This is a genomic window from Qipengyuania flavescens (assembly GCF_029688735.1).
Classification (GTDB): Bacteria; Pseudomonadota; Alphaproteobacteria; order Sphingomonadales; family Sphingomonadaceae; genus Qipengyuania.
The window spans coordinates 621,638-641,633 of the sequence record NZ_JARULD010000001.1 but is presented as its reverse complement, the minus strand read 5'-3'; the positions used below and the strand labels follow the sequence as shown (position 1 = coordinate 641,633).

Below are 19,996 nucleotides of genomic sequence, written 5' to 3'. Positions count from 1 at the left end.
CCTGAACCACCTTTCAAGTTCGATCTTGCGGTAGATGCCGCTCGCGCATAAAACGTCGGCGGAAGGGGCGGTTAATGCAGCAGCTTACAGATACGGCCGATCGCGTCCCGCGGACCGAGCGCGGGCGCAGGACCTTGCGCAAACTGCTCGATGCCGCTGCGGCGGAATTTGCCGAAAGCGGCTTTCACGAAGCGTCGATCAGCGGGATCACCCGACGCGCGGGCGTGGCCTTGGGGACCTTCTATACCTATTACGATAGCAAGGACGCGATCTTCCGTGCTCTCGTCGGCGACATGAGCGAGGCAGTCGGGGCCGCGGCGCGCGACGCGATCAAGCCGGACATGGACCCGCTCGCCGTGGAGCAGGCGGCCTTGCTGGCCTTTCTGGAATTCGCTGCCGAGCATAAGGAAGTCTACCGCATCATCGATGAAGCCGAGTTCGTCGATCCGGATAGCTATCGCGCACATTACGAGCGGATCGCAGATCGTATCGAGCAGCGGCTCACGGCCGGTGCCGCAACGGGAGACCTGCGCGCAGATCTTGGCGAGCCGGAAGCTTGGGCCGTGATGGGGATCAATGTGTTTCTCGGCCTGCGCTATGCGATCTGGGCGAAAGATGGCGATCCCGATGCGGCCACCGTGGCCGCGGCTGCGAACAGCCTGCTCCGCGATGGTCTTTCACGTCCAGACAGCGATTGAGCGTCGGAACGCGCGCGCCTTTCGCCCGTTGATGGGCCAAAGGAGAATTCATATGATCGGCAAGGTAATCGGAGCATTCGTAGGCGACAGGATCGCCAAGCAGACCAAAGGCGTCGGTGGCGCGACGGGTGCGGCACTGGGCGTCGTGGCAACCACAATGCTTCGCCGCGTGAGCCTGCCTGCGATGCTTGCGCTGGGTGCCGGCGGCTACGTCGCCAAGAAGTTCATGGACAAGAAGGATGCAGAAGATCGGCAGACACCGCCCGCCACTTCTACCGCACCTTCGGCGACCACGACGACGAAGGCTGCATAAGCGCACCGTTTAATAACGAAAAAGCCGCCTCACCGGGCGGCTTTTTTATGTCTGCTTCGAAGAGCGGTGGTGGGCGCGGCAAGGATTGAACTTGCGACCCCACCCGTGTGAAGGGTGGGAATTACGGAAATTTAGGCTTCTTCGAATCCAGAAAGAACAATAAAAACAAGGTATAGCCCCCGTCGGTGTTCGCTGATGTGCACCTATCTTTTTCATGTTTTTTTCATGGATTTTGCGATAGCGATGGCGAATGCCAGATTTGAGCCGCATCGGAGAGCGTGAAAAGCTGAAGCCAAAAGCGGGAGACGAGCCTCATTGGCATCGTCTACGTCAAGGCGTCTACCTCGGTTATCGGCCGTCGAAGAAGACGGTGGGCGGCACATGGTTCGCCAGGTTCTATGACGCTGATACTACTCGCAATAGCCGCAAGCGGCTGGGCGATTACGGCACGCTGTCAGGTCACGATGTGTTTAGGCAAGCGAAGGCCGACGCAGAGACTTGGGCTGCCACCGTTGAAGCCGGAGGTGAACTTGCGCGCGATATGGTGACGGTGAAGGATGCCTGCGATTCCTACCTCAAAGAAAAGCCCAATTCGATCGCCGAGGGCGTTTTCCGGCGTCATGTTTACAGTGATCCTATTGCCAAGGTGAAGTTAGAGAAGTTGCGGCGCCACCACCTGAAGGCTTGGCGCAAGAGGTTGGAGGAATGCCCTGCCTTGGTGACCCGCACAAAGAATGCGGAAAAGCGGCGGATGAAGGAGCGTGCAAAGTCGACGATCAATCGGGACATGGTGCCATTGCGTGCGGCGCTGGGGCGTGTCCTTACGCCCGGTTCCCCCAATACCGATGCAGCCTGGCAGGAGGCGCTCAAGCCCTTCAAGGGTGCCGACAAGCGCCGGGAACTATATTTGGACAAGGGTGAGCGGAAGAGATTGATCGATACCGTCTGCGAGGAAACGCGGCCGTTTCTGAAAGCGCTATGCCTCCTGCCTCTTCGTCCCGGCTCGCTCGCAAGCTTGACCGCGCGAGATTTTGACAAGCGCACCCGAACGCTCACAATCGGTAAGGACAAGAACGGCATTCCGCGGCAGATTTCCCTACCCCAAGTCATCGTCGATTTTCTCGCTGCTCAAGTGACGGGAAAATTGCCGACTGCACCGGTGTTTGCTCGGCATTCGGGCGAGGCCTGGAACAAGGATACTTGGAAACACCCGATCAAGAACGCTGTAAGGAAGGCGAACTTGCCTGACGCCGTTTCCGCCTACACCCTACGCCATAGCGTCATTACGGACCTAGTCCGCGCGCGCTTACCGATCCTCACTGTAGCGCAGCTGTCCGGCACAAGTGTAGCGATGATAGAGAAGCACTATGGTCATCTTGTGCGAGATGATGCTGAAGACGCTTTGGCAAGCCTAGCTATGTGACTTACATTAGCGGCGCAAATAGCGATCGGCGTTACAAACGGGTCGCGAGGAAAGAATTCGAACCTTCGGCCCCTGCCTCCCGAAATTAATGCGTATTCACAAACACACGCGTTTCTGCGCCTTTCTCGGAGGCTAAACTGGTGAATCTGCGCCCAAAACCCACGTTTTCGAGACCAATTTCGACAATAGAAAAGTCGATGCGTATGTGTTGACGGGCGTCAAGGCCTAGCCGACACTCTGTCAGAAACGAGGGTAGGAGCAGATGTCGATGACGGTGGAGGTGAACCAGAATTCACAACCCCATAGATCAGAGCGCTTACCTCCGATTCAGGCAATGCGAGATCTTCCGCAATAACCCGAAAGGTCTTCTTCTCCGCCCAGAGCAGCTTGAGGATTTTCTCCCAAACCATTGAGCGCTCGCGTTCAATAGGTTCGGGCTCTTCCTTATGGTAGCCTAGGCGAGAAATTTGAATGCAAAGGTCGCGGTTCCGCCAATCAGTGGTGATGCCAACTTTGTGCAGTCTGTAGTTGAGCGCGGCGACTGAAACCTTCCAGCGTCGCTTAAGGCGGATGAGCTGATCTAAGGAATAGACGTCCGAAATATGACCGAGGATGTCGGCGCGGGGCATAAGAAAGGCCGATGCAAATCGGTTGGCTTGATCCTCGGCCTCCCGACCTGTTGTGCTTCCGTCTTGATGAAGAACTAGGTGCCCCAATTCATGCGCGGCATCGAACCGGCTACTCTCTGCGCTCTTGACGGTATTGAGGAAAATAAAAGGTGTGTCGTCTCGCCAAAGCGAAAATGCGTTCACGCGGACGGAGTTTTCAGCAAGCGAAAATACGCGAACGCCATGCGCTTCCAAGAGATGAATCATATTGGAAATTGGTCGTTCACCGAGCCCCCAATCTTCGCGCAGCGAACGAGCAGCTGCCTCTGGTTCCAGAGGGTGGAGGTCAGGAACTGACACGTTCGGCAGAGAAAAAGCCTCGTCAGCCCAATCAGCAACGAGGAAGCCAATCGCGCCTGCCGACAAGGCTGCATCTCTAATCGCAGCCTTCATTGAGGTCTGACTTCGGAAACTGACCAGCGCTGCTTCCGGCACTTCAAGATCGACGGAACGAAAAAAATCGACAGGAAATTGGAGGCAATTCGCGATCGCTGCAATTGTTTCGTCATCCGGTTCAGTTGTGCCTTTCTCCCATCTGGAAACGGTGTGCTGCGTCACACCGAGCAGTGCGGCGAATCCTTTTCGGTTCAGCAATCGCCTTTGTCGGGCGACGCCGAGGCGTGCAGCACTGAAGGACATTTCTACTTTTTCCGACTAACTGGGACGTCGATATCGACGACCTCACCTTCAGGAAGTTCCCCTTCAATCGGGTCAATGTCGATCTCGTCATCGCCTAGAACAATAATGCGGTCGCTGAAACCGGTGAAGAAACCACCTTCAATTCCGATGGGGCACGAGACTTCGGCGCGGAGTTCATCACCTTCGCAGTAAACGCAGACATACCAAGACACGATGCCTTGCTCGGCGTCCCCTGGCGCGTGGAGATGAACTACATTCGGAGCCACTTCCATGAAGTCAAAAACGCCCTGATTGTTCTGCACAATCCGATCGGTTGCTGCTCCTTTCTTCGACCTGTTTTGGGGAAAACGGTCTTGCTCTGCGATACCTGTGCCGTCGCCAGTATTGGATACCAGAAGCCGGACACCCAGCTTGCGGTTCAACACCGAGCTGACCTGGCCTTCCTCATCGCGCTCCCAATCAGGGAAGCGCTTGTCGTGGATGGTGACTTCGCGAGAACGACGTATGCCCATCCGCCACGCTGACCAACCTGCAGCGCCCGGAGGATCATTTTCGGTCGCATCAGCTTTGGCACTCGCCATAGCGTGGATGATTTCCAACACTTGTTCGCTTGTGAGGCCAATGCGCTCTAGCTTCAATTGCGCTTCGAGCGGCTTGGTAACAATGTTCGTCGTCATACCGGCACCCTGTTCATTTTTGACGCCTCATATGTGCGAGAAAAAATGAACAGGCGCTACCCCGCCAGTCAACTTATGCACATCCGCTAGCGGCTCGCGAGCGTTGGGCTTCTGTTGGTGGTCCGATAATGGGATCTCGAACAGATGTCGAGCTTGGATGCGCTGTCTCAATAGCCGCTTCTGATCGGAGCGTGGAGCACAATCTGTAGCGCAGCGCGAAAGGCAATTTGCACAGTGACCTGGCTTGGTCGGCACGTTCGGACATCGATGCTTGGCTTGTCAGCTTCGCGCCCCAATCTCGGTCCTTCCGTCAGTCGCTTTGGTTTCCCGGAAGCTGTCGTTCTTTCAGTAGTGCTGGGTGGCAGCTTGGGCTTTCAAATTCAGTCATAAAGGGAATTTCGAGCTTTACCCTAAAGCGGCCGCACAATGTAGTTTGAGTTTTGCTTTCACCACTGTGGAGTCAGCACAGGTGCCCGTGCACAAATAGTGAGCGTTTTGGAGCCTCTGGTCAGTGCAACATAGAGATGTCGAGCGTTCAGATCTGAAGCGTTCAAAATTACGGCCGCTTCAGCTTCCAAACCTTTTAGCAATAGGGTGCTTCCGACTGCTCGCTTAGGGAGAGGACGTCCAATTAAGCGGTTTTGCTCCCTCATCTTGACCGCGGCGTCGAGCAGACTTCCACCACCACTTTCGCATGCTTGCAGCGCCCTCAAACATGCCCGAAGGACTGCCGGCCGGTGCACAGAGACACCGGGTTGCTTGTTGATCTCGGCAAGCACAGTTGCTGCAGAGCCAAAGGATGGCGCAGCGAGAAAAGCCAAGGCAGCGTGTTCTGCGTCCGTTGCGGGGTTGTGCGCCGTTCCGTTTTGCAACGACGATACACGCTGCATCATCGCTGTTGCACCCGAGTTCCGCATGACGCTTTTTGCGAAGTCCAGAAGGGCTTGCAGGGCATTCGCCGAACTTGGATCGAAGCTACGGGCGAAATTCACCAGATCGTTCAAATGAACTGCTTCGACCGTAACAGCCCCAGGCGTTTGGTTTGCTATCCGCTGCTGGCTCGGCGGGCTAGTGCTATCGCCAAGCACAAGGACTGAGCCAACGTTTCCGGGTGGATTTACGCGTGCAGCCTGGAGGCAGCGATTGTGATCGTCAGTTCCATCAAGATGCACCCAATCTACACCCACCGGGGCCTGCTGAAGGTCTACAGGCTGCCCTTGTAAAAGCTGCGGTCTGACATTGAGTAGCCACTGCCCGAGGGGTTGAGCTTGCGCGTTGATCCAACGCCAAGGAGTATCGAGATCGCCCGCCAAGGGAAAGTAGGAGAGCACATCGTTGTTCCAATCCGCCAACCCGTCCGAACCAAATCCAAAAATTGCTTGTAGGGGATCGCCGAGCACAGCCGTAGGCAAAGCTTGTGCGGCCCAGGTAGCCAGCACATGTTGGCGCGTCGAGCAGTCTTGATACTCGTCCACGAATAGGCGCGAGTAGCTCGATTTCAGAATGTCTGCGATATGGCCAGACGCCAACAAGGTGGCAGCGGCATTACGAATGTTCGGGTAGTCAGCGCCCGGGTGATTGAGGTCGAGAATGCTTGGATTTGCAGTTTGAAATGGCGCAAGCCGAAAGCCGAGCTGCAGAAGCTGAAATAGTTCGCGAACGCAGCCTGCGCATTCCCGACCCAGTAGTGTCTGCGGGTGTGCGGCGCTTCGAGGAAAGCAACGACAGTGCATTCCTTGTCGGAGTGTCGGTCCCTTTGCCCTTCATCAACCGCAACCAAGGCAATATCGCTGCCGCCGAGGCCAGACTGCGCGCGGCCAATGCCCGCGAGAGGGTGGCCCTAGCTGATTTCGAACAGGCAGTGACAAGTGCCCGGGCCCGATATTTTGCGTCGGAAGCCCGAGCTGAAACCCTGGCGACAACATCCCTCCCCCAAGCCGAAGAGGCCTTGAGGCTCGTCCGCATCGGTTACCGCAATGGTCGTTTCCCGCTGATCGAAGTGTTGAGTGCTGCTGAAGCTCGCGATGCCATCCGCGAGGCATTGATCGCCGCGCAGGAAGACCGGGGACAGGCGGCCGCCGAACTCATCAGGCTGGCCGCACAATGAGGAATCTCCAAATGAACCGCAGAAATCTGGCGATTGCCGCCGGGATTATTGTTCTCACTGCAGCGCTGCTGCTGTTCCTGTGGCAGCAAGGTGGAAGCGACGATCACGCTGATGACGATGCACATGCCGCAGAGGCCGGAGGCGAATCTGATCTTCCCGAAGGGCTCGTTCTGCTCGACGAGGAGCAGATTAGAGCTGCCGATATCGAACTCGCAACGGTGCAGACGGGCGCTGCAATCGAATTGGTATTCCCAGCTACGGTTGCTGCAAGTCCAACCTCCAGCGCCCGTATCGATGCGCGAGCTTCGGGCGTTGTCCGAAGCGTCGGCAAAACGCTTGGCGACTATGTCCAGCAGGGTGAGGCGGTCGCACGGATCGAAAGCGCCGATGCAGCAGCGCTTGCATCACAGCTGAGTGCAGCCCGTGCCAGAGTGACCGAGCTGTCGGCTGCCTAGTGACGGCAACAGCGCTGACCTTGTTCGTCTTGCCAGCGATTGCGCGGCTCGTTTTGCATCGATCTGACGACGAGCGTGGTTGGCGCGAGAAGTGGTGGGACCGACTGCGGCGCAACGTGACGCGCGAAGAACAGCGCGAGCTAACCGACATCGCATGAGGGAGAACTGGAGGTTGGAAATCCCAAGACCGGAACACGAACTGAAGGGAGCGCCCGATGAGCGGTGATGACAACATCAACCCTGACACCCCGGAGAAGCGAAAGACGCTCTGGATCGTCCTTTGGCTTAATGTAGCGATCGCGACAGGCTTTTTCGCTGTCGGCTATTTTGCCGATTCTAACGCGCTGCTTGCCAACGGGCTGGATAACTCTTCGGATGCGTTCGTCTACGTTCTCAGTCTCCTTGCCCTTACGAGGTCGCGGAAGTGGAAGCGCGGTGCCGCACGGTTCTCCGGCATCATGCTGATGGTGTTTGCGGCCGGTGTGGTCGCCGATGCTATCCGGCGCTTTCTGGAAGGATCCGATCCCGGAGGCATCATGATGATGGCCATGAGCTCGTGGCAGCAGCCGAGACACAGCGTTCCCCAACGCAGCGCATGACAGACAAATTCGAGCGCATATTCGTGCCGCTCGTTCTTGCGTTGGCAGTGCTGCTGCTGTTCGCGCCGCTAGTCATAGACGAATCCTTCGGTGAAAGCTTCTACCGGTCGATGGCCGTGCTCGTGGCAGCCAGTCCCTGCGCCTTGGCAATAGCCACGCCTAGTGCTGTCCTTTCAGGAGTTGCACGGGCCGCACGCGGCGGTGTGCTCATTAAAGGAGGTGCAGCGCTCGAAGACCTTGGGACCCTCAAAGCGATGGCTTTCGACAAGACGGGAACGCTCACCGAGGGCGAGCCGCGGATAACCGAGGTAATCCCGACCGGCGGTGCCGACGAGGCGGAGCTTCTATCCGTAGCAGTTGCAGTGGAGAGATTGAGCGATCATCCCCTCGCTCAGGCCGTCGTGCGCGATGGAGTGGATAGGCTCGGCGACACCGACATTCCCGAAGCGTCTGATCTCAAGAGCCTGACGGGTAGAGGTGTGACTGCGAGGCTCGGCGACGAGGCCGTCTGGATCGGCAAGGCTGAGATGTTCGGGGTTGATGGCACGGCGCCCCTAACCGATGCATCGGCTGAAGCAATCTCGGCCCTACGCCAGCAGGGTCGCACTACGATGGTTGTGCGACGCGGGAAACGTGATCTCGGTGTCATCGGCATGATGGACACCGCTCGAGAGGGGGCAAGGGAGGCCCTTGCCGAACTGCGCGCTCTGGGCATCGAGCGAATGCTGATGATTTCAGGAGACCACGCCAATGTCGCTGCGGCGATAGGAAAGGAAGTGGGTCTTGATGAAGCACGTGGCGATCTCATGCCGCAAGACAAGGTTGATACAATCGATGCGCTCAGCCGCGAGGCGAAAGTCGCCATGGTGGGCGACGGTGTAAACGATGCGCCCGCAATGGCGAAGGCGACAGTCGGGATAGCCATGGGTGCGGCAGGATCTGATGTCGCGCTCGAAACTGCAGATGTGGCACTAATGGCAGACGACCTGCGCCACTTGCCTTTCGTGGTGGGGCTTTCGCGAAAATCCCGCTCGATCATTCGGCAGAACGTTTACGTGAGTTTGGGAGTAGTCGCTATCCTGGTCCCTGCGACGATATTGGGCCTCGGCATTGGTCCGGCTGTGATCATGCACGAAGGATCGACCCTGCTCGTGGTCTTCAACGCGCTCCGACTACTCGGATATCGCGAGGTTTGAGATTCGTTTCAGTAAAAACAACAAGCGCGGGCTCCGCTCTAATATGGTGTAACCGGGACCAAGCTTGTTGAATCACGTGTTTACGGCCTAGCGACCGTCCACTATCCCATTGTCATGAGCGATTGTGGATGCGGACCAACCGAAGTCGAGACGAAAGAGCAGCGCCGTGCCTTATGGGTGGCACTGATCCTGAACGGCATCATGTTCATCGTCGAAATTACGACGGGCATCATCGCTCAATCTACAGGTTTGATAGCAGACGGCTTAGATATGCTGACCGACGCAAGTGCATATGCGATTGCACTGGCCGCGATTGGGCGATCCGCAGCTTTTAAAGCGAAAGCCGCGACACTCAGCGGTAGCTTACTTATGCTCGTTGGTATTGGAGTTCTTGCCGACGTCATCCGACGTGCAATTACCGGGACCAGTCCCGAAGGTAGCTGGATGGTCGCCGTCGCGCTGGTGGCGCTGGTCGTGAATGTTGTTGTTCTTCGCTTGTTGAGTAAGCAGCGAAGGGATGAGGTTCATATCCGTGCAGCGTGGATTTTCACGCGCGCTGATATCGTCGCTAACTCGGCTGTCATTGCATCAGGCGTTGCTGTTCTGCTGACAAATATCGGCTATTTCGACCTCGTGGTCGGCGCAGCGATAGGGTTGTATGTTGTCAAGGAAGCACTGGAGATTCTTCGCGATGCGAAGGATGCTCGGGCAGAGAGCGGATGAGGACAATGCCTCTACCTTCTCAACGACAACCTTAGCGGTCTTCATAAGACTCTAAATTACACCCGCCGGTGGTTACACAGGAACCTTCCGCTCAGCAATCTAGCCAAAACCATCCAGCCATTGATGATCAAACCCGTGCTCGAAAATCGATGCGACTTTCCAGCCTTTTGATTAGGCTGGCACCGCGTCACTTCTTCGCAGGCCTACGTGCCTCCGGAACCCGAAAAACAGGATCGCTGCGGTGATCACCTGAGCCGCAACGGGCTCGACGGCAGGATAGAATCCAATCAAGTCCACGCGCGGTATTCCTTCAAGTAACGTGATACTTAGGAGACCTGCTTCTTGAAGCGCGCCGACGCCTTTGCCTGCCAATACAACGGCAAGAACGGCTATCAGAACAGCGCTGTATCTGAAGAACTGTGTGATCGGGAGTTTCCGGCTGTAACGAAGCATCATCCAGGCTAGGACCGCCAGCAGTGCAAGAGCCGATAGCGCGCCTGCGAGAATGGTTCCGCTATTCTGTGGGTTCCACAAGGCCGCATAGAACAGTATCGTCTCGAACACCTCCCGGTAGACCACCACGAATGCAAGGCCGAACAGGAACCAGGCGGACCGGCGTGAGAGAGCTTTGCCCATCTTTTCCTGGATATAACGCCGCCACTCGTCGGCATGGCTTTTGCCGTGCATCCAGATTCCGACGGAAACGAGCACGACGGCCGCCAAAAGCGCACCGAACCCCTCCGTAAGTTCTCGGCTAGCACCGCTTATCGTCACGAAGTAGGTGGCAGCGGCCCAGGTGAACACGCCGGCGAGCAGGGCAGCAACCCACCCGCCGTGCACATAGGGCAAGACCTCGGTTCGCTCCGACTTGCGGACGAACGCGATCATGGCAATCACTACCAGAAGCGCCTCGAGGCCCTCGCGCAGTAGGATCGTGAAGGCGCCGAGGAAAGTTGAAATGCTGGTAGCGGCTTCGGGTGCCAAGGCAGATTCCGCCCGGTCTAGCAAGGGTTCCATTCCGTCTAGCTGGGCTCGCAACTCCGCTGGCCGAACACCTGAATTGATGCTAGATCGAAACGCGCTGAGCGCCTGCTCGACCTCCAGCATCAGATTTCCGTCGCGGGTGGATAAAACCGCCTCAAGCGGTTCGAAGCCATCGAGATAGGCTGAGAGTGCAAGTTCGTTCGCGCGCGCGCGGTCACCCTGCTCGTAGGCCGCCAAGCTTTCCGACAGTGTTTCGCGCACTAGATCTAGCCCGTCCGAACCTCTGTCCGCCGCAACAACATGCGGATTAGCGCGCAAATAGGCGATGACCGCCAACGCTTGCTTATCGCCGATCTGCTTCGCAAGCTGCGATGGGGTAATTGTGACCAGCGTTTCGAGATTCGGTATGAGTTGGCGAACCTCGGGTCTATCATTCCAGATGCGCTGCCCTTCGGTCTTGTTGGGAAAGGCTATACCGCCTGCATAGAGAGCTAGGGCCCAACGGTCTTGATCGGGAAGGGAGGCGAAGCTTGACATGGTCGTGCCTTCAATACCCTGCGTGATGACTTGATAGAGGCCGAACGCGCTGCGCTCCCGCGCCCGCTGCTGATCGGTGAAGTCGATCGGCGGGGGGTCGATGTTCATCAGTTGTGACGGAGGGGACCTCCCAGCTGATCCGTGACAGGAAGCGCAATTCTGAGCGAACAACGTTACTGCCCTCTCCATGTCAGGAGCTTTTCTAGGGGCGAGGGGGACCGGGTGCTCGGTGAGCAATGCGGCAGCGAGTCCGCGTGCGCGCTGTGCGACTTCGCCAGCAGGCCGCCGGGCCACGATGGATTGCCTCAATTCTTCAGCTGCTTGCTGAAGAGCGCTCTTGTTCGGGCTGGCAGGGAGACTGGCGATTCGTTCCGCAACCGACTTGGAGAACTCGATCATCTCGTCATATTCGAATTGATTCGAGACCTTCCCGTCCGAAACCGCCGCCCCATAGTCGACGGCCACGTAGTCGAGCATTCGCCAGGTGGTGGCCACTCCGGGCGCAGCAGCTGCTACATTCGACGCCAGAGTCAGGCTTAGAAGCGAGGCCACGGTCAGAACGAGCGTTCGACCAACACTCGCAACGAAAGACATGCAGAAGTGAACCATGGAGCGGCCCTAGATTCGATGCGACTGACAATCAATTGCAATTCGAATGACCTTATGGTTCGGGTGTCTGCTCAGATAAAGGCGCTTGCGAGGAAATTGCGCCGAATACATCCTCCTGCGGCGACTGGGTCACACCGACAAAGTTTGGCGCCGGGGCGTTGCTTTTCTTATTGATATTTTTGTCATCGGTTCGCCTCCGTTGCCAAGGTCCCGATGAATCCGATCAACAGACTGAGCCCAAGAGCAGATGTTTAGCGGGCCCTGACATTTGCCTGAACGACTAGCTAAGCCATCTATCTTGTGGGTTCTGAAACTTCTCGAACGAGATCGCCAGTCTGATGCTCGCTGGCATGTCGCGCAATATCGGCCTGTGACACTATTCCGCAGCACTTCCCTGCATCGTCAACAACTGGAAGGCGGCGAACTTGATTGTCTTCCATCTTCTTGCAGCATTCAGCAACACTTTCATCCACTCTCACTGTAATGGGTGAAGACGACATAATGTCTTCGACTCGCGTGTCGGCAGACTTACCCTCCGCAACACAGCGGCAAGCGATGTCGCGATCGGTAATGACACCAATGAGGTCACCATTTGAGTCGGTGACGGGAATTTGCCCGCAATCGTTCTTTGCCATTAGCGAAGCGGCGTTAGCCACGCTGTCCGAGGGGCTGCAGCACGCCGGATTTTTCGTCATGAGTTCACGAATTTCCATATCAATTCTCCTGAGGCTGGGGCAATATTGTCGAGATTACGCGTTCCAAACGCAGAATTCCTACCTCATCGTTCCCTCGTATCCGACAGCGCGTGACTTCCGCCCGACGAACAGCAACTGGAGGGACAATATCTGTTAGGACGTTCCCGGCCTTGCGAACCTGGATTGTGGTTTCGCTTAGCGGAGTGGAGAAGTTAGCGCTCGCGTGAAAGCCGCGAATCTTGCTCGACTACTACCTGATAGTCCCGGGAGCCAAAGCTGCCAAAAAAGCGGAAAGTCCGCTCCCAACCGTTTTGCATCTCGCCATTTATGGCAACTCTGGAGACGAAACGGATTTGGACCGGTGCAGTGAAGAGGCGTGCCAATGCCTCCTATTATGCGAAAAGTTATTATTTCACGAAGCTATTTTTGCACCAACCAGTCGTTCAATGCTTTCGACAGTTATAAGCGTGCGCCTACCTACCTTGGTTCTGACGAGCTTGCCCTCCTTCATTAGGCGGTCGATTTTTGTGCGCCCCAAGCCGGTCGCTTGCATGGTCTGCGCGACCGAAGCCGTAAGATCCCCTTGCTTAATGGGGAGCACTTCCTTTTGCTTTCGTGCCTTACTCAAGGGCAGCGCGGTCGCGGCGTCGGTCTCAACATCTGTGCTTTGCGCTGAAAGCGGCTTCTGTGCACCTTTCGATGATTGAGCGCAGTATCGATCGAGGACTTTGGTGAGTGATGCTTCGGAAAAGCTGATACCTGTGATCTGAACCTGCGACAGCCCTCCTTTCAGTGGGGCCCCCTCAAGTCGAACAGTCCCTCCATTAAGAGCAAGCGCGACTTTATTCGACGCAATGATCCGATCCCATTCATCCTGAGGAATTTGAGAATCTCGAACCGTCGCGGTCGGACCATCGGCTCGCCTTATCTCGCGCACCAGCGCGTAAGTCTTAATCAGACCAGCCGCTGCAAAGTCGGCCAAGAGGGTCTCGGCATGCTTCAGGCTACGAGCTTCAACGAGTTCGATAGCCCGGGTGGGGAGGACGGGTTGATGAATTGACATGCTTCCTCTCGTTCTTTCGCGCAAGAACTTGCCAGCGAAAGGTGAAGAAGGCGTAACTCACTGGATTGGAAGCGAAGTCCCGACCAAGGCGGGTCATCTGGATGCGGTCCTAGCGAGGCTTCAACATCACCGTTGATGTTCGCAGGTGATCACCCAGGTTTTTCATGTTTTTTTCATGTAAACTTATGCTGGCAACGCTAAGTCTTTGAAAACATGGTGGGCGCGGCAAGGATTGAACTTGCGACCCCACCCGTGTGAAGGGTGTGCTCTACCACTGAGCTACGCGCCCGCCCGTTCGCGGCGATGATCGCCGGGCAGGGGCGCGCCATTACGCGGCGAATCGCTTGCTGGCAAGCGCCTCCTAGCGCGCGAGCAGGCCGATCAGCGAGGAAAGCCAGCCGGAAGAAGCATCGCGGTCCTGCACTGCGGTCAGCGGAGCAGGGCAGTCAAGGCAGTAGGCCTGCATTCCGCGCGTTCCCATCAACCGATCGAGGTCGCTTTCGATACGACCGAGGACAGCCGCGCGGCGGAGTGCGAAGGTTGCCACCACATCGTTGCCCTGGCCGGTCTCGGCATCGTCGGTCAGCAGGTTGCGCAGCAGGGTGTCGTAGCCCGTCGGCTGCGATCCGAGATAGCGCGGATGCCAGTCGTCGCCGAGCTTGGCCTGCTGCGCGACCCACGCCAGCGCTTCGTCCATCCCGCCATACTGATCGACCAGCCCGATCTGGCGCGCCGTGCCGCCGTCCCAGACGCGGCCCTGGCCGATGCGGTCGGCCTGCTCACGCGTCAGCCCACGTGCGGCGGTTACGCGGTCGAGGAAGTCCTCGTATCCGTTCTCGACATTCGCCTGGATGAGCGCGTCGACCTCGGGCGTGAAGCCGCCGATGACGTCCGGCTGGCCAGACAGCGGGCTGGTGCGCACGCCGTCGCTGTTCACACCGAGGCTGGCCGCGGCCTGCTCGAATGTCGGGATGACGGCGAAGATGCCGATCGATCCGGTAATCGTTTCGGGTTCGGCGAAGATGCGGTCGGCGGGCGTCGAGACCCAGTATCCGCCACTCGCCGCAAGGTTGGCCATGGAGACCGCGATCGGGATATCGTTCGCCTTGTGGCGCAGGATCGCATTGCGAATCCGCTCGGAGGCCAGCACCGATCCGCCGGGAGAGTCCACACGCACCACTAGGCCTGCAAGGTCGTATGCCAGCGCTTCGTCGAGCAGGTCGGCGATGCGGTCGCCACCGGCCGTGCCGGGGCCTGCCTCGCCATCGACGATTTCGCCCGCGATGGTGACGACCCCAATGGGCTTGCCGGGCGTGTCGAGCGGATTGTCCTCCAGCCAGGCCGCCATCTCGGTCGAGGGGAAAGCGCCGGGCTCGTCGCTCCAGTCGTCCGCGCCGACCAGTTCCACGACGCGTTCCTCGAATTCCTGCCGCGTGCCGAGCCGGTCGACCAAGCCGGCCTGTTCGGCAGCGGTGGCCAGATCGCCGTCGGCGGCTTCGATCCAGCCAACCGGATCGCCGGTGATCCGCTCGATATCGGCGGCGGGGCGCGCCTTTTTCACATTGGCGAGATATTCTTCCCACAGCGCCCCGTAGAGCTCGCTGTAGTTCTGCCGCGCAGCTTCCGACATGTCGGAGCGGGAATAGGGCTCGACTGCGCTCTTGTACTCGCCGACCTTGTAGACCCGCGCATTGATCTCGAGCCGGTCGAGGAGGTTGCCATAATAAAGCCTCTCGCCACCCGGCCCCGCGACTACCGCGCCGCCGAGCGGGTCGACCCAGACCTCGCTTGCATGAGCGGCCAGCAGCATGGAATCGTCGGTATAGGCGGTCGCGAAGGCCAGCACCGGTTTCTCCGCCGCGCGCACCCGGTCGAGCGCCGCGCCGATTTCCTGCAGATGGACCTGGCCAGCGCCCAGGAAGCGATCGAGATCGAGGACCACGGCGGTAATCCGGTCGTCCGTGGCCGCGGCATCGAGGCCGCGCACCAGATCGCGGGCCTGGTACTCGGCAATGGGCGCGCTGGTTGCGAGCAAAGCGGCAATGGGATCGACCTCCGAGCGTTCCTCCACGATCACGCCGTCGAGATCGAGCACCAGCGCCCCGTCGCGCACCGCTGCAGGGCTCGGCCGGGCGGTCAGGATGGCGAAGAGGGCGGCGAAAAACAGCAGCATGAACACGAGCACGAGCGCGTCCTTCACCCCGACCAGAAACTTCCACACCTTGCCTGCGAAACCCATCGAAACCGTTCTCCTGTTGCGCCCTAGCTAGGCGTCAGAAGCGCGCTTCGCCAGCGATAAGCGCTTGAGCACGCGATAAGCCTCGACTAAGGGCGTGGCTTCAATGGCATCGACGGAAACTTCGCCCCACGCGGCCCGCTATCCGGCGGGCGCGCAGGCATTCCCGCACCGCGACCTGATCGGCATCGGCCAGCTCGAGCGGCATGAAATCCTCTTCCTGCTGGACGAGGCGGAGCAATGGGTGACGCTGAACCGCCAGCCGACCAAGCATAACGACCTGCTGGCCGGGCTGACGGTCATCAACGCCTTCTTCGAGAACAGCACGCGCACGCTGCTGAGCTTCGAAATCGCGGGCAAGCGGCTGGGCGCGGATGTGGTCAACATGCACGCCGCGACTTCGAGCGTGAAAAAGGGCGAGACCCTGATCGATACGGCGATCACGCTGAACGCGATGCGCGCGGATGCGATCGTGATCCGCCACGGATCGAGCGGGGCGACGCAGCTGATCGCGGACAAGGTCGATTGCCCGGTGCTCAATGCGGGTGACGGGCAGCACGAGCATCCGACGCAAGGACTGCTCGATGCGCTGGCGCTGCGGCATGCCCTGCGCGAGCGGGGCGAGGCTGCGGACGACTTTACCGGCCTCGTCATCGTGATCTGCGGCGATATTCTCCACAGCCGGGTCGCGCGCTCCAATTTGCTGTGCTTGCAGGCGCTGGGCGCGACAGTGCGCCTGTGTGCGCCACCTGCGCTGATGCCGACCGGGATCGAGGCGATGGGTGCCGAGGTCTACCATGATTTCGACGCTGCACTGGACGGGGCGGACGTGGCGATGATGCTGCGGCTCCAGACCGAGCGGATGAGCGGACAGTTCATTCCCTCGGCGCGCGAATATCATCATCTCTATGGCCTGACGAAGCAGCGGCTGGCGAATGCCAACCCGGATGCGCTGGTGATGCATCCAGGCCCGATGAATCGCGGGGTCGAGATCGATAGCGAGGTGGCCGACCTGATCGACCGATCGATCATCACGAGGCAGGTCGAGATGGGCGTCGCCATCCGCATGGCCGCTCTCGACGTGCTGACCCGCCGCGGGCGTGGGGTCGATGGCTGGGGAGCGGCGGCATGAAGCAAGCACGTCCCCTCACAATCACGAACGGACGGATAGCCATTCCAAATGGGATCGCGGATGGCGGCATCCGGCTGGTCGACGGCCTGATCGAGTCGGTCGGCGATGTCGCGGCGCAGGACGGCGACGAGACTGTCGACGCGCGCGGCAGGCTGGTTGCGCCCGGGCTCGTCGATCTCGGCGTCTTCGCCATCGACAAGCCCGCGTTCCATTTCGGCGGGATTACACGTGCGGCGCTGATGCCCGACCAGTCGCCGCCGCTCGATCTGCCGAGCCGGGTGTCCTATATCGCCAAGAGCGGCAAGCCGGATCTGTGGGTCCACCCGCTCGCCGCCGCGACACGTGATCTCGCAGGCTCCGAAATCGCCGAGATCGCCCTGATGGGCGAAGCGGGCGCGCGGGCCGTGGCTACCGGGCGGGGCTGGATCGCGGACTCCGGCGCGATGCTGCGCCTGCTGCAGTACGCCGCCATGCTCGACATGGTCGTAATCGCCCATGCCGAGGATGCCGCGCTTGTCGGTAGCGGGGTGGCGACGTCCGGCGAAGTTGCTACCCGCCGCGGCCTGCCGAGTGCGCCGCCGCAAGCAGAAGCCATCGCGATCGCGCGCGACCTCGCATTGGCCGAAATGGCCGGAGCGCGGCTGCATTTCCGGCAGGTAACCACGCGCGCAGGACTGGAGCTGATCCGCAGCTCCAAGATGCGGGGGGCATCGGTTACCTGCGGCGTGACGCCTGCGCACTTCATGCTGTCCGACCTGGCCACCGTCGATTTCCGCACCTTCGCCCGGCTTTCGCCGCCGCTACGAAGCGAGGACGACCGGCAGGCCGTGCGCGAAGCCATCGCCGACGGCACGATCGATGTCATTGCCAGCGGGCACGATCCGCGCGGGCCGGAGGACAAGCGCCTGCCGTTCGCCGATGCCGAACCGGGCATGGCAGGGGCGGAAACCCTGCTCGCCATGACGTTGTCGCTGGTGCGCGACGAGGTGATTGACCTGCCGCGCGCCATCGCCATGCTGTGCACGGCCCCTGCGAGAATCCTCGGCGTCGAGGCCGGTGTCCTTGAAGCGGGCAAGGAAGCCGACATCGCGATCGTCGAAATCGACAAGCCGTGGATCATCCAGAGCGAGAAGATGGCAGCCACCGCCGGCAACACGCCGTTCGACGGTCAGCCGACGCAGGGCCGCGTGACCGCGCTCTACAAGGGCGGCGTCGCAATCGACCTGTAGCACGCAAGAAAAAGCCCCGCCCGGATCGCTCCGGGCAGGGCTGGCGAAGTCTGATGGAGTGCGGTTGTTACCGCGAGGCGACCCGAACCCCGTCACGAACTACGTTCAGAGCGCCGGGAAGGGGAGACGATGCAGCGTAGGCGATGCAGCCTGCGCCCGAGCTTTTGACCGAGCGGCACATCGACTGGGCCGAGGCCTTGGCGAAACCGGCTGCCGCGACGCGGTAGTAGATCTTGCCGTTCACGCGTGCCTTGGTGATGACGCGTTCCGCATCGGACAGCTCCGGATGGCGGCTCTGGAAAACCTTCCACGCGGCCTGCGCATCGGACATCGAGAAATACGAGCCGAGCTGGATGTTGTAATCGCCGGATGCCATCGCGACCGGGGCAGCCTTGGCCGGAGCGGGTTTGGCCGCACGCGGTGCGGCAGCAGGCTTGGCACGCTGCGAAGCCGGAACCGACTGGACCACTTCGCGGCTGACGAAGCGTGGGCCGCTCACGGTCTCGAGACCGGCATCGGCCAATGCCGCTTCGCCGCTGTCATCGAACTGTGCTTCGTCGGCATTCGCATCCATCGACGGGATCGCGTTTACGGCGGGCAGTTCTCCCGCGAGCGCGAAATCGCTAGCCGCAGCAGCTTCGACCGGCTCGACCTGATCGGCGGACTCGACTGCCAACTGGCCATGTGCCGGGTGATTGGCGAGCGCGAGCATGACCGGCTGACCCGGATCTTCCACCGGCTGCACGCCGAGCAGGCGGGCGACCAGAACGGTCGGATGTCTTGCGCTTGCAAGCTGGGCCCATTCCTGCAGGCGCTCGTTCAGCTTGTCGCCGGGGACGTCCTGCGAGGCAAGGATGCGGGCATTGCGCCAGTCGCCCGACAGAGCGAAGGCGTAGGCGAGGTTCTGGCGAACCTTGGGCGTATTCTGGCCCCCACGCAGCGCATTGTTGAGGATATGGACGCCCTGCTGCGGCTGCCCGGCGAGTGCCAGGGCAAGGCCGAAATCAGCGGGGTCGATCGCATTCTGGTGCTGGCGCAGCAGCTCGTGCGCGCCGGGGATGTCGCCGATTGCAGTCAACGCCAGCGAATAGCTGATGATCGTGCGCGGGGCCGCGTCACCCAACTCGACGGCTTCGCCGAAAGTGGTCGCGGCCGAAGCGAAGCGACCCGATTTGAGATAGGCGTTGGCGAGCAGCGTGCGGGTCTGCGCATCGCGCGGCGCGGCCAGAACGGCGGCTTCCGCATGCTCGATCGCCTCGCCCTGCTGGCCCTTCGCCAGCGCCTTCTCCGCCTTGGCGGCGGAATAGTTGTGCGAGGGAGCGACCTTGCCGGTGCAACCCGCCAGCGCGGTCGTGGCCAGGGCCGTGGTTACGGCAAGCCGGATGAACCGGTTGTTTTTGGCTTTGCTCTCGATGCTCATTGTCATTCCCCTGAAGGCGATCCCACGTCTTCGAACCGTTATTTTTCCGACTGCTGGACTTGGGCGGCGAGGCTCGCGATCTCCGGCATTTCGGCCAGCAGATCGTCCAGCGCGTCGGTCACCAGCTGCTGCGCGCTGCGACCGCGAACGGTGCAGGCGAGGCGCAGCATCAGATGCCGCTCGTGGTCGAGCCGCAGCGTAAAGGCTGCCCGCTTGCCGCGCGAAGCGGCAGATTTGCGAACGACCGGCTTGGCGTTGGCCGCGGCCGGCTTGTCCAGCTGGGCGGCGATCTTGCTCAGCGATTCGCGCACCTGGTTGGGTGCGGGCTCCGCATCGGTTTCGTTGGCCGCCTGACGGGGCGCGATCGGCACGACTTTTTCTGCAGTCGGCTTTTCGGCCACGAGGGGCGTGCTGCTGTCGTCACCCATGTCGTTCCAGCCGAGATCTTCCAGGTTGGCGGCGGCTTCCTTGCCGTCGACAGGGCCGGGGATCCCGGACTGCGGGCGCATGGCGGGCTTGGCACCGCCCTTGCGCGCGAGGAGCGTCGGGGTGAGCGAGGCGAAATTGGCGTCAGACATCCGGCAGTCTCCGCC

17 protein-coding genes, 1 tRNA gene and 2 pseudogenes are annotated in these 19,996 nt (G+C 59.9%); 10 read left to right on the top strand and 10 right to left on the bottom strand.

What is annotated here, in order from left to right; all coding sequences use genetic code 11:
• Window positions 1-74: 74 nt before the first annotated feature.
• The 3 genes from P8R33_RS03190 to P8R33_RS03180 all read left to right on the top strand — a co-directional run bounded on the left by P8R33_RS03190 (window position 75) and on the right by P8R33_RS03180 (window position 2,434).
• Window positions 75-698: a TetR/AcrR family transcriptional regulator gene (locus P8R33_RS03190; protein ID WP_278327538.1), complete on the top strand. Its 624-nt coding sequence runs from the start codon at window positions 75-77 to the stop codon at window positions 696-698.
• Window positions 699-750: 52 nt separating this feature from the next.
• A complete protein-coding gene (locus P8R33_RS03185) occupies window positions 751-1,011 on the top strand; it encodes a hypothetical protein (RefSeq protein WP_278327537.1) in 261 nt (86 codons plus the stop codon).
• A gap of 250 nt (window positions 1,012-1,261) precedes the next feature.
• Window positions 1,262-2,434, top strand: a complete 1,173-nt coding sequence (locus P8R33_RS03180) for a tyrosine-type recombinase/integrase (protein WP_278327536.1) — start codon at window positions 1,262-1,264, stop codon at window positions 2,432-2,434.
• A 218-nt stretch (window positions 2,435-2,652) separates the two neighbouring features.
• On the opposite strand, the gene P8R33_RS03175 is transcribed toward P8R33_RS03180, so the two are convergent.
• The 3 genes from P8R33_RS03175 to P8R33_RS03165 all read right to left on the bottom strand — a co-directional run bounded on the left by P8R33_RS03175 (window position 2,653) and on the right by P8R33_RS03165 (window position 5,971).
• Window positions 2,653-3,741 carry a helix-turn-helix domain-containing protein gene (locus tag P8R33_RS03175; RefSeq protein ID WP_278327535.1) on the bottom strand — a complete coding sequence of 363 codons (1,089 nt, stop codon included), beginning with the start codon at window positions 3,739-3,741 and terminating at the stop codon, window positions 2,653-2,655.
• A 2-nt stretch (window positions 3,742-3,743) separates the two neighbouring features.
• Entirely contained in the window at window positions 3,744-4,418 is a 675-nt protein-coding gene (locus tag P8R33_RS03170; protein ID WP_278327534.1) for a hypothetical protein, read from the bottom strand.
• Window positions 4,419-4,864: 446 nt separating this feature from the next.
• Window positions 4,865-5,971: a UvrD-helicase domain-containing protein gene (locus P8R33_RS03165; RefSeq protein ID WP_347569029.1), complete on the bottom strand. Its 1,107-nt coding sequence runs from the start codon at window positions 5,969-5,971 to the stop codon at window positions 4,865-4,867.
• 59 nt (window positions 5,972-6,030) lie between these two features.
• On the opposite strand from P8R33_RS03165, the gene P8R33_RS03160 reads away from it, so the two are divergent.
• From P8R33_RS03160 to P8R33_RS03140, 5 genes and pseudogenes are all read left to right on the top strand, one after another.
• Window positions 6,031-6,525, top strand: a complete 495-nt coding sequence (locus tag P8R33_RS03160; protein WP_278327533.1) for a TolC family protein — start codon at window positions 6,031-6,033, stop codon at window positions 6,523-6,525.
• An 11-nt stretch (window positions 6,526-6,536) separates the two neighbouring features.
• Entirely contained in the window at window positions 6,537-6,980 is a 444-nt protein-coding gene (locus tag P8R33_RS03155; protein WP_278327532.1) for a hypothetical protein, read from the top strand.
• Between the two features lie 215 nt (window positions 6,981-7,195).
• A pseudogene (locus P8R33_RS03150) lies at window positions 7,196-7,537 on the top strand (cation efflux transmembrane domain-containing protein); the annotation flags it as partial.
• Window positions 7,531-8,775: pseudogene (locus tag P8R33_RS03145) on the top strand (heavy metal translocating P-type ATPase); the annotation flags it as partial. The pseudogenes P8R33_RS03150 and P8R33_RS03145, both read left to right, overlap by 7 nt.
• A 114-nt stretch (window positions 8,776-8,889) precedes the next feature.
• The gene (locus P8R33_RS03140; protein ID WP_278327531.1) at window positions 8,890-9,498 is read left to right on the top strand and encodes a cation diffusion facilitator family transporter; all 609 of its coding nucleotides are present in this window, start codon (window positions 8,890-8,892) and stop codon (window positions 9,496-9,498) included.
• A gap of 171 nt (window positions 9,499-9,669) precedes the next feature.
• On the opposite strand, the gene P8R33_RS03135 is transcribed toward P8R33_RS03140, so the two are convergent.
• The 5 genes from P8R33_RS03135 to sppA all read right to left on the bottom strand — a co-directional run bounded on the left by P8R33_RS03135 (window position 9,670) and on the right by sppA (window position 15,625).
• Window positions 9,670-11,496 (bottom strand): cytochrome c/FTR1 family iron permease, encoded by a 1,827-nt coding sequence (locus tag P8R33_RS03135; RefSeq protein WP_278327530.1) that lies wholly within the window; start codon window positions 11,494-11,496, stop codon window positions 9,670-9,672.
• Between the two features lie 425 nt (window positions 11,497-11,921).
• On the bottom strand, window positions 11,922-12,341 hold the full coding sequence (locus P8R33_RS03130) for a CBS domain-containing protein (protein WP_278327529.1): 420 nt from the start codon (window positions 12,339-12,341) through the stop codon (window positions 11,922-11,924).
• Between the two features lie 394 nt (window positions 12,342-12,735).
• Window positions 12,736-13,386: a helix-turn-helix domain-containing protein gene (locus P8R33_RS03125; RefSeq protein WP_278327528.1), complete on the bottom strand. Its 651-nt coding sequence runs from the start codon at window positions 13,384-13,386 to the stop codon at window positions 12,736-12,738.
• A 214-nt stretch (window positions 13,387-13,600) separates the two neighbouring features.
• Window positions 13,601-13,675, bottom strand: a tRNA-Val gene (locus tag P8R33_RS03120).
• A gap of 72 nt (window positions 13,676-13,747) precedes the next feature.
• Window positions 13,748-15,625: a signal peptide peptidase SppA gene (gene sppA / locus P8R33_RS03115; RefSeq protein WP_278327527.1), complete on the bottom strand. Its 1,878-nt coding sequence runs from the start codon at window positions 15,623-15,625 to the stop codon at window positions 13,748-13,750.
• A gap of 103 nt (window positions 15,626-15,728) precedes the next feature.
• Between sppA and P8R33_RS03110 the strand changes: the two genes are divergently transcribed.
• Together P8R33_RS03110 and P8R33_RS03105 are read left to right on the top strand one after the other, a co-directional pair.
• Window positions 15,729-16,754, top strand: a complete 1,026-nt coding sequence (locus P8R33_RS03110) for an aspartate carbamoyltransferase catalytic subunit (RefSeq protein ID WP_278327526.1) — start codon at window positions 15,729-15,731, stop codon at window positions 16,752-16,754.
• On the top strand, window positions 16,751-17,983 hold the full coding sequence (locus P8R33_RS03105; RefSeq protein ID WP_278327524.1) for a dihydroorotase: 1,233 nt from the start codon (window positions 16,751-16,753) through the stop codon (window positions 17,981-17,983). The genes P8R33_RS03110 and P8R33_RS03105 overlap by 4 nt, the downstream gene beginning before the upstream one ends.
• Window positions 17,984-18,050: 67 nt before the next feature.
• On the opposite strand, the gene P8R33_RS03100 is transcribed toward P8R33_RS03105, so the two are convergent.
• Entirely contained in the window at window positions 18,051-19,403 is a 1,353-nt protein-coding gene (locus tag P8R33_RS03100) for an SPOR domain-containing protein (protein ID WP_278327523.1), read from the bottom strand.
• A 38-nt stretch (window positions 19,404-19,441) separates the two neighbouring features.
• Complete coding sequence (locus P8R33_RS03095; protein WP_278327522.1) at window positions 19,442-19,981, bottom strand: hypothetical protein; 540 nt, start codon at window positions 19,979-19,981, stop codon at window positions 19,442-19,444.
• Window positions 19,982-19,996 lie beyond the last annotated feature (15 nt).